The 13,371-nt window shown below is 61.2% G+C and carries 12 protein-coding genes; 4 read left to right on the top strand and 8 right to left on the bottom strand.

Going from position 1 to position 13,371, the window contains the following annotated elements; all coding sequences use genetic code 11:
• Positions 1-1,167: a CaiB/BaiF CoA transferase family protein gene (locus OLX02_RS16050; protein WP_011906637.1), complete on the top strand. Its 1,167-nt coding sequence runs from the start codon at positions 1-3 to the stop codon at positions 1,165-1,167.
• 9 nt (positions 1,168-1,176) lie between these two features.
• On the opposite strand, the gene OLX02_RS16045 is transcribed toward OLX02_RS16050, so the two are convergent.
• Both OLX02_RS16045 and OLX02_RS16040 read right to left on the bottom strand, forming a co-directional pair.
• Entirely contained in the window at positions 1,177-2,409 is a 1,233-nt protein-coding gene (locus tag OLX02_RS16045) for a multidrug effflux MFS transporter (RefSeq protein WP_230487997.1), read from the bottom strand.
• Between the two features lie 100 nt (positions 2,410-2,509).
• A complete protein-coding gene (locus OLX02_RS16040; protein WP_240959863.1) occupies positions 2,510-3,361 on the bottom strand; it encodes an IclR family transcriptional regulator in 852 nt (283 codons plus the stop codon).
• Between the two features lie 193 nt (positions 3,362-3,554).
• On the opposite strand from OLX02_RS16040, the gene OLX02_RS16035 reads away from it, so the two are divergent.
• The 3 genes from OLX02_RS16035 (at position 3,555) to OLX02_RS16025 (ending at position 6,803) form a co-directional block, all read left to right on the top strand.
• Positions 3,555-4,484, top strand: a complete 930-nt coding sequence (locus OLX02_RS16035; protein WP_010890871.1) for a fatty acid desaturase — start codon at positions 3,555-3,557, stop codon at positions 4,482-4,484.
• 92 nt (positions 4,485-4,576) lie between these two features.
• Complete coding sequence (locus OLX02_RS16030; RefSeq protein ID WP_264424501.1) at positions 4,577-5,866, top strand: LLM class flavin-dependent oxidoreductase; 1,290 nt, start codon at positions 4,577-4,579, stop codon at positions 5,864-5,866.
• Positions 5,829-6,803 (top strand): 2-dehydropantoate 2-reductase, encoded by a 975-nt coding sequence (locus tag OLX02_RS16025; protein WP_264424499.1) that lies wholly within the window; start codon positions 5,829-5,831, stop codon positions 6,801-6,803. The genes OLX02_RS16030 and OLX02_RS16025 overlap by 38 nt, the downstream gene beginning before the upstream one ends.
• On the opposite strand, the gene OLX02_RS16020 is transcribed toward OLX02_RS16025, so the two are convergent.
• From OLX02_RS16020 to ppdK, 6 genes are read right to left on the bottom strand one after another with little or no spacing between them, the layout of a single operon-like run.
• Positions 6,804-7,214, bottom strand: a complete 411-nt coding sequence (locus tag OLX02_RS16020; RefSeq protein WP_008828093.1) for a BphX family protein — start codon at positions 7,212-7,214, stop codon at positions 6,804-6,806.
• 10 nt (positions 7,215-7,224) lie between these two features.
• On the bottom strand, positions 7,225-7,509 hold the full coding sequence (locus OLX02_RS16015) for a DUF1330 domain-containing protein (protein WP_008828092.1): 285 nt from the start codon (positions 7,507-7,509) through the stop codon (positions 7,225-7,227).
• Between the two features lie 44 nt (positions 7,510-7,553).
• On the bottom strand, positions 7,554-8,621 hold the full coding sequence (locus tag OLX02_RS16010) for a tartrate dehydrogenase (RefSeq protein WP_010890874.1): 1,068 nt from the start codon (positions 8,619-8,621) through the stop codon (positions 7,554-7,556).
• A gap of 13 nt (positions 8,622-8,634) precedes the next feature.
• Positions 8,635-9,648, bottom strand: a complete 1,014-nt coding sequence (locus tag OLX02_RS16005; RefSeq protein WP_010890875.1) for a ketopantoate reductase family protein — start codon at positions 9,646-9,648, stop codon at positions 8,635-8,637.
• A gap of 25 nt (positions 9,649-9,673) precedes the next feature.
• Positions 9,674-10,636, bottom strand: coding sequence for a dihydrodipicolinate synthase family protein (locus tag OLX02_RS16000; protein WP_010890876.1), 963 nt, complete (start codon positions 10,634-10,636; stop codon positions 9,674-9,676).
• A 53-nt stretch (positions 10,637-10,689) separates the two neighbouring features.
• On the bottom strand, positions 10,690-13,356 hold the full coding sequence (gene ppdK / locus OLX02_RS15995; protein ID WP_193829265.1) for a pyruvate, phosphate dikinase: 2,667 nt from the start codon (positions 13,354-13,356) through the stop codon (positions 10,690-10,692).
• Between the last annotated feature and the right edge of the window lie 15 nt (positions 13,357-13,371).

The following is a 13,371-nucleotide window of genomic DNA, read 5'->3' as shown; positions in this document are numbered from 1 at the left end:
ATGGCGAAACCGGCCTGGCGGGCCGCAGTAACCGGCGATCCGTCCAAACCGCTCGATGGGGTACGGGTGCTTGAGCTCGCCCGCATTCTGGCCGGACCTTGGTGCGGGCAATTGCTGGCGGACCTGGGCGCCGAAGTGATCAAGATCGAGCGGCCCGGTGCGGGCGACGACACGCGGCATTGGGGGCCGCCGTTCGTGACCGCAGAAGACGGTACGAGTCTGGGCGCGGCCTATTTCCATTCGACCAATCGCGGCAAGCGCTCCTTCGCGATCGACATCGCCAGCGCGGAAGGCCAGGCCATCATCCGCGAGCTGGCGAACGGGGCCGACATCGTGATCGAAAACTACAAGGTCGGCGGGCTGGCGAAATACGGGCTTGACCATGCCGCGCTGTCCGAACTGAACCCGCGCCTGATTACTTGCTCGATCACCGGGTTCGGGCAGACCGGGCCTTATGCCCACCGCGCGGGCTACGATTTCATCGCCCAGGCCATGGGCGGCATGATGTCGATGACCGGCGAACCCGATCGCGAGCCGCAGAAGGCGGGCATCGCGGTGGCCGACCTGTTCACGGGCATGTACAGCACTGTGGCGATTCTCGCCGCGCTCAACCGCCGGGACCGCACCGGCAGCGGCGCCCATATCGACATGGCGCTGCTCGATACCCAGGTGGCGGTCATGGCCAATCAGGCGATGAACTGGATGACTTCGGGCAAAGTCCCGCGCCGGTTCGGCAACGGTCATGCCAATCTGGCACCCTATCAAGCCTTCCCCACGCTTGACGGACCCTTGGTGATTGCGGCCGGCAACGACGGCCAGTTCGCCAGCTTGTGCCGCGTTTTGCGGTGTTCACTGCATGAAGACCCACGCTTCGCCACAAATCCTGCCCGTCTCTCGAACCGGGCGGAACTGGTCACAACGGTCGAGGGGCGCACGGCCCAGTGGAACCGACAAGCGCTGTTCGACGCGCTTGAAGAGGTTGGCGTGCCAGCCGGACCGATCAACGAACTCGACGAAGTGTTCGCCGATCCGCAGGTCGTCGCCAGAGGCCTCGCCGCAATGGCCGGAGGGCGCAAAGGCGTCGCGAGCCCGATCGTGATCGACGGGGTGCGAATGGTTTCGAATCTGGCCGCGCCGGGAAGTCCCGAGCCGGTCGAAGATGAATAGGCGGCACAGTCAGTTCGCAGCCTGAACCGGTATAGGTCCCCCGAACAATCGCCAGCCTTCGCTGAACAGTACAAGCACGATGGTCACGCTCGCCACCCCGAAGAACGAATAGGCCAGAGGCAGCGGGGAACCATTGTAGGCCTGCCCGATCAGTGCGCCCAGCCCCGCGCCAAGCACCAAACGGAAGAACGTCTGAACAGAGGCCGCGGCCCCGGCCACCTTGCCGAATGGCTGCAGGGAAATCGCGGTGAAATTGATGAAGACCGTGATCAGCAAGCACATGTTCGCGGATGTCAGAAGCACAAACTGAAGCAGGGTTTCGCCCGGTCGGGATGCCAAATAGATCTGGCCGATCGACACAAGGAAATGGCACAGGATGGCGGCATGGCCGATCCCCCGGATGCCGAAACGGTGTACGATCGCAGAATTGGCAATGCTGGCCAGCATCATCGAGCCCGCCATCAAGCCAAAGATTACCGAATAGGCCCCGCCGGCCCCGAAATGTTCGCCGATCAATTGCTGCGAGCTGTTGATAAAGCCGAAGTGAGCGCCGAAAATCAGGGCCATGCCAATGACGTAACCGATCGACCGGCGGTTTGTCAGAACGAGGCGGATGTTGCCGAACAATTCACTGGCACCATGGGACTGCCGCCGGGAAAGCGGCAGCGTTTCTTCCATGCGGTAGAAATACCATGCTGACACTCCCATCGACAGCACCCCGATGACAATGAAGACGGCACGCCAGCCGAGCGTAGTAAAGATCACATAACCCAAACTTGGGGCAAGGGTCGGGACTGCCATAAACAGCATCGCGACAAAGGCTTGCAGCTTGGCCATGTCTTCGCCTTGATAGCGGTCGCGAATGATCGCCAGAGGAAGGACGGTCAGGGCGGACGAGGCACAGCCAAGCAGCGCGCGGGCCGCCAGCAGGACGGAAAAGTCAGCCACGAAAGCACAAAGCAGATTGATCAGGGCGAACAGGCCCATGCAAACCAGCAGGACCGGCTTCCTCCCAAGCCGGTCGGAGATCGTCCCCGGGACGAGCGAAAACAGGCCGGAGCAGATCAGGAAGGTGCCGATGACCCATTGCCGCTGGTTTGAACCGCTTGCCCCCAGATCGTTTGCCATGACACCCAAGGCCGGAAGCAAAGTTGTAAACCCAAGTGACTGCAATGCCTGGATCATCGCCATCATGGCGATGAACTCCCGTTTGCCGATTGGCTCTTTATGGGTCAGCGACAACGTTCATACCTTCCGGATGGTCGGGCCTGGCAGCGCCCCCGCCATGAAGCCGGTCCACCAATATGGAGGCCAGTCCACTTCTGATGGAAAACCGCAGGAGCTATCCTTGCCAGCCGATCGCACGACTCGCTGCCATGGCCGCCGAACGGATCTTTTCGATCTTCGGCTTCGAATAAAAATGCTTGTCCTGAACTCGCGAGAGAACGCTCATCGTTGCAACAAGCCTGTTCCCGGAATCAAGCACAGGTACACTCAAGGCAGAGAGACCAGGCACAACCGTACCCTGTGTGGTCGCGTATCCCATCTCGCGCGCTTGGACTATCTGCCTTTCCAGTTCGTCGTCGGAAACCACCAGCCCGCTGGCGCGCTCCTGAGCGATGACGGGCCGAGTCAAAGCTCGTGAACAATGGGTCAAATACAGGATGCCGGTGGACGAAGCCTGCAAGGGCAAAACAGAGCCGACGTGCAAACTGGTAAACAGGGGCAGACCGCCATCGATCCAGCGAATCACCGTTGGCCCATAATCGCCCCAGACCGACAGCAACCCTGTCGTTTGCAGTTCTTCCAGCACGCTCGCCAGATTATCGCCAGCGATCCGTACCGGCTCCACCCGCGCCAGCGCGGCCATGCCAATACGAACTGAAAACTCACCTAGTGCATAGCGGCCATTCTGGACATTCTGCTCGACCACGCCTGTATTGACAAAAGCCAGCAGGTAACGGTGTGCCTGGCTGCGTGACAGACCCGATTTCTCGGCAACTTCACGCAGATGTGCGCCATCCCTTGGGCAATCCATCAAGGCCCTGAGGACGCGAACACCAATTTCCACGGACTGGATAGCCTTGCGCGGCGAATCATTCGCGCTCAAATCTTCGGGAGGCAAGCGCTCGGTAGCCTGATGTTCCATTTCATCACCTTTAGCTGCCAGCTGGCTAGCCTTGCGTGCGTTCATCGGTATTCCCCTTCACCAGCCACTCCCCGGCCCAAAAGCCCCTTGCATGATGGGAAAGCATTGCATATTGTCCAACGAATAGTGTAAGGCCCAAACGCGTGCAAGAGCATGATCTGAGTCAATTGCGACAAAGAGGCCGAGCGTCAACCCAACTAGGCGCTTAGAAACCAGTGAGAGGAAAGGAAGTCGGGTAATGGCTGCAATTGCGTTTCCCAGATCGTCCGAAGAGCATTTCGAACAGTTGCGAAAGGCGCCCGTTCTCGCCCTGCCGACAGCTCTCTTGTTTGTCGTTTCCATGGCAGGGATCGCAACGACCTGGTACTTGGCGCTGAACTCAATGCTTCCGCTTTGGGTCGGTGCAATCTCAAACGGCCTCGTGACATATCTCCTTTTCAGCGTGATCCACGACGCCTCGCACAAGTCGTTGTCGAGCGTTGGCTGGATCAACGAATCGATCGGCGCGATCGGCTTGTTCTTCCTCTTTCCCTATGCCCCGATGGTCCTGCTCCGCTGGGTCCACAACAAGCACCACACGCATACCAATGGACCCAAAGATCCCGACCGGTTCGAGCATGAATCGCCCTGGTGGCAGGTTCCATTCCGCTGGACCTTCTTCGATGGTGCCTACATCTGGTATTTCGTCAAATATGGTCAGAACGTGCGCAAGAAACATGGCACCGAACTGCTTGTCTTCTATTCGCTCCTCGTGCTGCTGTTCGTTGCGGCAATTTACTTCGGCTTCGGCTGGGAACTGTTTATGCTGTGGTTCGTGCCGTCACGGATCACGCTGTTCATCATCGCCATCGTCTTCGTCATCCTGCCACATCATCCCGCGATCATCGCGCAAGACGAAGACCCTTACATGGCGACAACCATGCGGTTCGGCTGGGAATGGTTGCTCAACCCGCTACTGGTTTATCAGAACTACCACCTGATCCACCACCTCTGGCCGGAAATCCCGTTCTACCGGATGCACAAGGCCTATTACCTCAAGTACGATGAAATCAACGCCAACCGCATCCCGCGCCAGAAAGCCTTCGCCCTGAAGCCCGAGAACTATGACGACCACTTTGCGGTTCGCCGGGAACTCGACCAGGCGCAAGGCAAGGCCATGCCTGCCTAACGAAATAACGGCCGGACCGTTCGGTATGGTCCGGCCGTACCTCCAGATCGGAAAACGCACTGATGGCCAAGCAACTTCACCTTGGCGCGTTCATGCGCCCGGTCAGCATCCACACCGGAGCTTGGCGGTATCCAGGTGCCTTACCCGACGCGAACTTCAGCCTGGCAGCGATCCAGCGCTTCATCCGCAGCCTTGAAGCTGCCAAGTTCGATTATTTCTTCATGGCCGATCACCTCGGCGTGCTCAACCTGCCACGCCAGGCGCTGATGCGCAGCCACACGGTGACCTCGTTCGAGCCATTCACGTTGCTTTCCGCACTGGCCGGGGTGACTGAGCGAATCGGCCTCGTCGCAACGGCCTCGACCACTTACGACGAGCCGTTCCATGTCGCGCGCCGCTTTGCCTCTCTCGATCACATCAGCGGCGGGCGGACCGGCTGGAACGTGGTGACCACTTCGAATCCGGACAGCAGCCGCAACTTCGGCCTGGAGACCCAGCCAGATCACGCCGCGCGCTATCACCGCGCCCGCGAGTTTCATGACGTTGTGACCGGGCTGTGGGACAGTTTCGCTGACGATGCCTTCGTTATGGACGCAGCAAAGGGCATCTATTTCGACCCCGACCGAATGCATGCGCTGAACCACAAGGGCGAGCATTTCTCGGTCACCGGGCCGCTTAACATCGCGCGTCCGGTTCAGGGCTGGCCGGTCATCTTCCAGGCCGGTGCCTCTGACCCGGGCCGCCAGCTCGCTGCCGAAACTGCCGAAGCCGTATTTGCTGCGGAATCGACGCTGGAAGGCAGCAAAGCCTATTACGACGACGTCAAAGGGCGGGCGGCGACGGTCGGACGCAATCCCGATCACATCAAGATCATGCCGGCCGTATTCCTGGTTGTTGGAGACACCGTCGAGGAAGCCCACGCGAAGCGCGCGAAACTGGACAGCCTGGTCCACTACGACAGCGGCATCCATTCACTGTCTGGCATGCTGGGTCACGACGTATCGGGCTTCGATCCCGACGGCCCCCTGCCCGACATCCCCGAATCCAACGCCAGCAAAAGTTCGCGGCGGTTCATGATCGAATTGGCCAGAGCTGAGAACCTGACGATCCGCCAGCTCGCCGCGAAGGCTGGCAGCTATGGCGGTTTGGCCTTTGTCGGCACCGCCAAGACCATCGCCGACGAGATGCAGCATTGGCTTGAGCAAGGCGCTTGCGACGGTTTTACCACCATGTTCCCTTACCTGCCCGAAGGCCTGGAAGACTTTACCGGCAAGGTTGTACCCGAACTGCAGGCGCGCGGCCTGTTCCGCACCGAATACGAAGGCGAAACGCTGCGCGACCATCTTGGCCTGCCGCGCCCGGACAACCGCTTCTTCGCCTGATGCGGTGAGCCGGTTTGTCATCATCGGCGCCGGGGCAATCGGCAGTTTCCTGAGCACGCGGTTGCACGACGCCGGGCATGAAGTTCTGCTGATCGCCAGAGGAGCGCGTCTCGAGGCCTTGCGAAACATGGGCGTGCTGCTGTCCGAAGGCGGGGCCGAGCGGCAAGTGCGTGTGCCGGTGTCCGCAGCATGCGATCCCGCAACGCCTCCGGATCATGCCATCCTGGCAACCAAGACGTTTCAGATCGAATCCGCGCTCGCCCTGCTCGAACCACTGCGCGGAAGCCGCTTCACGCTGCTGACGGTGCAGAATGGGGTCGAAGCACCCGGCATCGCCCAGGCCGCCCTGCCCCGCGCTGTCGTGCTTGGCGCACGCATGCACGGCTTCTTCGAGCTGGAAGACGGGATCGTGCGCCACACCGGCGTCCCCGCCACGCTGCTGGCCGGCCCGGTCGCCGATCACGCAACCGACCCGGCTGCCGGACAGGCCTCGGCAAACCTTGCGGGCGACCTTATTGCCGCTGGGGTCCCCACCACTCTGACAGGCGACATGCGCCCAGCATTGTGGGACAAGTTCCTGATGGCCGCGACGATCGGCGCGGTGGCCCCGGCGTTCGGCCTGAAGGTCGGTCAGGTGCTGAGCCATCCCCAGGCCAGCGCGCTTTTGCGCGAGGCCATGGCCGAGGTCGAACGGATCGCAACGGCGTTGGGCATCGAATTGCCGCCCGATTGCATAGACGAGAAGCTGGACTTCATCGGCCGCTTTCCACCCGACGTCACCAGTTCGCTGCAGCGCAATCTCGAAGCGGGCAGACCGTCGGAATTCGTCCACCTCAGTGGGGCCATACCCCGCTTCGCGCGACAGGCCGACCTGCCCTGCCCGGCGACAGACGAAATCCTCGCGCGGCTGCGCGCCCGCGGGCTTCAACCTGATTGATCAGACGATATCCCGCTCCATCGCGCGCCTGGCAAACCATGCACCCGCCATGATCACAGCATGCGCGGCCAAGGTCGTCAAGCCGACCCACAAGGCTTCTCCGCTCCAAACGACGCTATAGATGTCCCAGGCGGAGCCGACGAGTTCGGTCAGCACGATCACCGGAACCAGCGCCCAGTAGCGCAACGGATCGCGCGCGCCCCACAACGCCACAAGGCCGATTGCCGCCAGTTGGATGCCAACGATCAACCAGGCATCAAGCAGCAGGCCGAAAGACGGCGTCCCCTGCCCCAGCGCAATACCGGGGTAGATCAGCCGCAGGGCCCCCGCATAGACCGGCGGCCAGAGCAGCACGAGATTGCAGAGATACCAGATCCCCACGGCGATCAGGTAAGTGCGCAGAACCTTCATGGCGGCCTCCTCAGGCGATCGCGAAGATATCCGATGTGGCGCAGGCGATGCGCGCATCCTTGTGCGGCGCATAGTCCGGATCGTTCATGAAGGCGTCGATCGCCTCCATCGAAGGAAACCGGATCACCACGACATAGTCAGGTGCGGCTCCCTCGCCCTCATAACGGACGAACTCGTGCGAACGGCAGACCATTTCCCCGCCGTGGCGTCCGACCAGCGCCGGAACTGCGGCCATATAGCCTGCCACCCAGGTTTCGTCGTGCGATTTGATCGATCCGATGAAATAGGCAGCCATCACTCCGTTTCCTTTGGTCAGCGCCGGGACCGCCAGCTTTCCGGCTAGAGCCCCAGCAAGGTGCTGCGAACAGCTTGCGCAAATCCCGCGGTTGTCCCGTTTCCGCCAAGATCGGGGGTCCTCGCAATATCGGGCGCAATGAGCGCCGTTTCGAGTGCGCGCATCACCAGCGCGGCGGGCTCGGCTTCGCCGAGATGTTCCAGCATCATTGCACCCGACCAAATCTGGCCGATCGGATTGGCGATGCCCTGCCCGGCGATGTCCGGGGCAGACCCGTGGACCGGCTCGAACATCGAAGGGAACCGCCGTTCGGGGTTGAGGTTAGCAGAAGGCGCCACAGCGATGGTGCCAGTGATTCCCGGCCCCAGATCGGAAAGGATATCACCAAACAGGTTCGAACCAACCACAACATTGAACCGTTCGGGCGACATCACAAAGCGTGCGGCGAGAATATCGACATGATACTGATCGGCGGCAACATCGGGGTATTCGGCGCCGATCGCGGCAAAGCGCTCGTCCCAGAACGGCATCGAATGATAGAGTCCATTGGACTTCGTCGCGCTGGTCACATGCCTGCGCCCGCTCCGCCGAGCGAAGTCGAAGGCATAGCGCAAGATGCGGTCGGTGCCCCGGCGGCTGAAGATCGCCTGCTGGACGACGATTTCGTTCTCGCCGGTCCCGGTCCGACCGCCGATCTGGGAATATTCGCCTTCCGAGTTTTCGCGCACCACCCAGAAATCGATGTCGCCGGGAGCCTTGTCGCGCAGGGGCGAAGCGATGCCCGGCAGCAGCCGCACCGGACGCAGATTGACGTACTGCTCGAACTCGCGCCGGATCGGCAGCAGCAGCCCCCACAGCGAGATATGATCGGGTACCCCGGGAAAGCCGACCGCGCCGAGGAACACCGCATCATGATCGCGCAACCGGTCTAGCCCATCATCGGGCATCATCTTGCCGGTTTCGAGGTAGGTCTGGCAGCTCCAGTCGAAGTGCCGGAATTCGAGCACGAAACCGCACTTGGCCGCTGCCGCCGTCAGCACCTCGATTGCGGCAGGCACCACCTCGCGGCCTATTCCATCTCCCGGAATGCTGGCGATGGAATAACGCCTCATGGTCAATCTTTCACTACAGATAGCTGTTCAAAGTCTTGAGCACCCGATAGGCGCTGAGAAAGGCTGGCGCAGGAACCTGCAGTTGCTCCGCTGCCGCCGCGAGCGGCCCCAGGACCTCGTCAACTTCCATCCGCCGGCCCGCCACGAGATCGTCATGCATCGAGGTGCGGACAGGACGGTTTTCCGGCTTGAACCTGGTGCCCATCGCCATGACACCGGACACTGCCTCTTCAAAGCCTTCACGGTCAATCTCGACCAATCTGGATACCGGCGCGAAATAGTTCTGTGGTTCGTAGCCAAGCGCCTTGTAGATCGCCAGCAGATCCTTGACGACGTGGACATAGTGTTCGGCGCCTTCGCGAACCGCCACACCATCCACAAAATCGAGCTTTGGAAGCGCGCCCAGCGTACTGGCGCTCCACGACGATGCTCCACCGACCTGAACCACTTTTTCCCAATGGACATGGACGATATCGGGAGTTGAGCGCGAACCCATGCCCGCAGCGTCGAGCGCTTCGGCCATGATCCGCGTGCGCTCGCTCTCCCCGCCTTCCAGCTCGCCGAAATAGGCGGTGACGGGAACCGCCATGTGATTGAGCGCCTTGCCCGGTTCGAGCAGGGTCGCCCCGTCCATGATCGAGCCGCCGATCACCTTGTCCTTGCCAAACGCGGCCTGGAGTTTGCCTTCCTTGCCCACGCCGTTCTGCAAAGTCAGCGCGCAAGCGGTGCGATCGACCAACACCTGCGCATCGGCCAGCGCCTGATCGGTACCCTTGGCCTTGGTCAGCAGGATGTAATAGTCGATGTCGCCTTCAACCTCCTCGGGCGTTTCGACCGCGAAGAGGTTTTCGCGCTGGACGAATTGCGCCCGCACACCAGAAATACTCAGGCCATCCCGGCGGATCGCCTCGACATGGGGCTTGCGCGCAATCAGCGTGACCTTGTGGCCGCCGCGCGCCAGGAATCCGCCGATGACCGAGCCTAGCCCGCCGGCGCCGTGGAAACAGAAATGCAATTGCTTGGACATGCTTTGGGATTCCCGTTGGTTCGGCTCAGGCAATGCCCAGTTCGACCAGCTTGGCCCTGATCTGCTCTTTCTTTTCCGGCGTCACATCAGCCACCGGCGGCAGGATCGGGCCAGCCTTGAGGCCAATCGCTTCGTACCAGGCCTTCACATTGGCAAGTGCGCTGGCATAGGTCGCGGTGCGGGCGATATCCCACAGGAAGTTGTCGTGATAGAATTCGCGGACTTCGCTGAGCTGATCGGAAGCGGCCCGCGCTTCCTCCCATTTTCCTTCATGCGCCAGGCGGATGTATTCCTTGGCGAAATGGCGCTTCTTGCCGTACAGCATGTAGGACAATTCACCCCAGCAAACGGTGCCGCCAAGACGCAGATCGTCGAGGAAGAAGTATTCAAATGGCTCCATCGTGTTGAAGCCTTCGGGCATTAGCTGGCGGATCTTGATTGTCTCGGCACGGCTCATGGCACCTTGTTTGACGCCGATCACGGTATCGATATCGGCCAGGCGGCGCATCAGGTCCCAGCTCAGCACGGTGCCCGAAACCGGGGTCCGGTAGAGGCAGACGGCCAGATCGGTGTGGTCGGTCAGGAACTTGAACCAGGAATAGATTTCGTCGTCGCGCTTGAGCTGCACAACCGGGTTGATCACCTCAGCCCCGTTATACCCGAGCTTCTCGACGAACTGCATCTTCTCGATCGCGGTATAGACGCTGGGATCGAGCACGATGGTCCACAGATCGAGCCGCCCGGCATTCGCCTCGGCAACGATCTCGTGATAGCGAAACCAGTCTGACGCTGAGACGTTCCAGCATTCGGCGATGAACCCGCCGACGGCCAAGCCATCTACGCCCATTTCGACATATTTATCGATGTTGTAGCGGATACCGTCCACATCGAACTTGTAATCGGCGGTCATCGGGGTGATCGGACACTGATAGAAGCCCCTGACGGTCTTCGTTGCCCAGGCCTTGGCGTCCTTACGATCATATTCCATTTGAGGTGCACCTCATCTCGATTTGGTTCAGAATTTCAGCTTGCATCGTCCGTTCATGAAGGCGCCAGCGCCGCCTGGGCCGCAGCCAGTCGGGCAATCGGCACCCGGAAAGGCGATGCGCTGACATAGTCCAACCCGATCTCCTCACAGAAGGCGATCGTGGCCGGATCGCCGCCGTGCTCGCCGCAGATCCCCAGTTTTAGGTCGGGCCGGGTTTCGCGCCCTTTGCGCGATGCCATTTCGATCAGCTTGCCGACCCCTTCGATATCGAGGGTGACGAACGGGTCCTTGGCGATAATGCCTTTTTCCACATAAGCACCCAGGAAACGCGCCGCATCGTCGCGGCTGATCCCCAGCGTAGTCTGGGTCAGATCATTGGTTCCGAACGAGAAGAATTCCCCGCTTGCAGCGATTTCGTCGGCAACCAGGGCTGCCCGCGGCAGCTCGATCATGGTGCCAACGCTAAAGGCGATCCGCTCGCCTTTTTCGGCGAACACGACTTCAGCGACCCTGTACAGGGTATCCTTCAGTGATTCCAGTTCACGCGGCAATCCGACCAGCGGAATCATGATTTCGGGACAGACCGCCATGCCCGCCTCGCCCGCGACTTCGAGCGCCGCCTCGAAAATCGCGCGAGCCTGCATTTCGTATATTTCGGGATAGACCACGCCCAGTCGGCAGCCTCGATGCCCCAGCATGGGGTTGGTTTCCGCCAATTCGATTGCGCGATGCCGAACCTGCTCCACGTCAATACCCATCGCCCGCGAAAGCTCGGTGAACTCGCTATCCGTATGCGGCAGAAACTCGTGCAGCGGCGGATCGAGGAGGCGGATGGTGACTGGCAAGCCTTCCATGATTTCGAAGATCCGGCGGAAGTCGGTGCGCTGTTCGGGCAATAGCTGGTCGAGCGCGGAGCGTCGTTCCTTTTCGCTGTCGGCCAGGATCATCTGCCGCATGGCGAGGATCCGGCTTTCATCGAAGAACATGTGCTCGGTTCGGCAAAGCCCGACCCCTTCGGCCCCGAACCGGCGGGCCATTTCGCAATCGAGCGGGGTTTCCGCGTTGGTCCGAATCTTCAGGCGGCGATGCTTGTCAGCCCATGCCATCACCGTTGCGAAATCGCCCGAAAGTTTGGGCAGGATCGTCGGCAGTTCGCCCAGGAACACTTCGCCGGTCGAACCGTCGATCGTGATGAATGCGCCCTCTTCGAGCCGCTGGCCGCCGATCTCGGCGACCCGCGCGACCGGGTCGATCTTGAGACTCGCGGTGCCCGCCACGCATGGCCGGCCCATACCCCGCGCGACCACGGCCGCGTGGCTGGTCATGCCGCCGCGCGCCGTCAGGATGCCGGTTGCGACGTGCATGCCATGGATGTCGTCAGGCGACGTCTCATGCCTGACGAGGATGACCTTCTCTCCCAATTCGGCCCACCGTGCCGCTGTTTCCGCATCGAATACCACACCTCCCGAGGCTGCCCCGGGCGAGGCAGGCAAACCCTTTCCGAGCAGCACCCGTGGGGCATTCGGATCGAGCGAGGGGTGAAGCAACTGGTCGAGCGAGGCCGGGTCGAGGCGGAGCAGCGCGGTCACTTCGTCGACCAGGCTCTCTTCGACCATGTCGACGGCAATCTTGAGCGCGGCCTTGGCGGTGCGCTTGCCCGAACGGGTCTGAAGGAGGTAGAGCCTGCCGCGTTCGACTGTGAATTCGATGTCCTGCATGTCGCGATAGTGGCGCTCCAGCAGTTCGAACACCTCAGCAAGTTGGGCATAGGCCTTCGGCATCGCTTCCTGCATTGAGGGAAGCCGCGCACCTGCGGCTTCGCGGGCAGCCCTGGTCAGATACTGGGGCGTGCGGATGCCGGCGACAACATCCTCACCCTGGGCGTTGGCCAGCCATTCGCCGTAGTAGGCCTTCTCGCCGGTTGCAGGGTTGCGGGTAAAGGCGACGCCGGTAGCGCTGGTCTCGCCAAGATTTCCGAACACCATGGCTTGGACGTTAACCGCCGTGCCCCAATCTCCGGGGATATCGTTCAGGCGCCGGTAGACCTTGGCTCGCGGTGAGTCCCATGAGCGGAACACCGCCTCGATTGCCGTCCAGAGTTGTTCCTGTACATCCTGAGGAAAGGCCGCGCCGTGATGGGCAAGCACGAGATCCTTGAAGGTCGCGATCAGGCCGCGCAGATCCTCCACTCGAAGATCGATATCCTCATCGACGCCGCGATCTTCCTTGATGCGGTCAAGGGCTGCCTCGAATACGCCATGCTCGATTTCGAGCACGACACTGGAATACATCTGGATGAAGCGGCGATAACTGTCGAGCGCGAACCGCTCATCCCCGGAGGACTGGCCCAGGCCGGTGACGGTAGCATCATTGATGCCAAGGTTGAGGATCGTGTCCATCATCCCCGGCATGGATACCCGCGCGCCCGAACGCACCGAGACCAGCAGGGGATCGCGAGGATTGCCGAACGTCTTGCCCGTCGCCCGTTCGACCAGCCCCAAAGCAGCCGAAACCTCATCGCGGATGCGATCAAGTGAAGCTCTGCCGTGGTCAAGATAAGCGAGGCATTCGCCGGCGGAAATCGTGAATCCAGGCGGGACGGGCAGCCCGATCCGCGCCATCTCGGCGAGGTTGGCCCCTTTCCCGCCCAAGACGCGCTTGTCGAGACCAATCTGACCTGCGACCAGAACGCCGGAACCGAAGGAAAACACACTCGACATTGTTAAATTCCTGAG

Source organism: Novosphingobium sp. KCTC 2891, from assembly GCF_025938155.1.
GTDB lineage: Bacteria > Pseudomonadota > Alphaproteobacteria > Sphingomonadales > Sphingomonadaceae > Novosphingobium.
This window is presented reverse-complemented; position numbering and strand designations above follow the sequence as displayed.